This is a genomic window from Bacillus cereus group sp. N21 (assembly GCF_016483395.1).
Taxonomy (GTDB): Bacteria; Bacillota; Bacilli; order Bacillales; family Bacillaceae_G; genus Bacillus_A; species Bacillus_A pseudomycoides.
This window is the reverse complement of the sequence record NZ_JAEHBX010000263.1, coordinates 1-385: the sequence shown is the minus strand read 5'-3', so window position 1 is coordinate 385 and position 385 is coordinate 1. Positions and strand designations below refer to the sequence as shown.

Sequence of the window (385 nt, the reverse complement as noted above, 5' to 3'; positions counted from 1 at the left end):
CACTTCACATTTAATAATTTGATGAAACAGGGACAACTAAATCCAATTAATAAGGATACATGGCGTTTAGATGGAAGCTTTTTATTTAAAAAAGAAGAAATAGAGAAATTAAAAGAAGAACTTGAAGTAGAAGGAATTACTTTATATCAAGCAAGTAAAGAGTACCATATCAGTATGTATCAACTTGAAAAATGGATAGAAGAGGGCGAGATAACTTGTACTATACAGGAGCATCGTAATCGCAAAACAAAATTTGTGAAAGAAGATGATATTCGTAAATTGGTACAACAAATAGAGCGGAAAAATAAGATCTATACATACTCACAAAAGCATAATGTAGTATTATTACAAAGGTTTATGAAAGGGAATACGTTAGCACGTATTA

1 pseudogene is annotated in these 385 nt (G+C 30.1%); it reads left to right on the top strand.

The annotated features are described in order from the left end of the window. A pseudogene (locus tag JDS96_RS30780) lies at positions 1 to 385 on the top strand (DNA-binding protein); the annotation flags it as partial.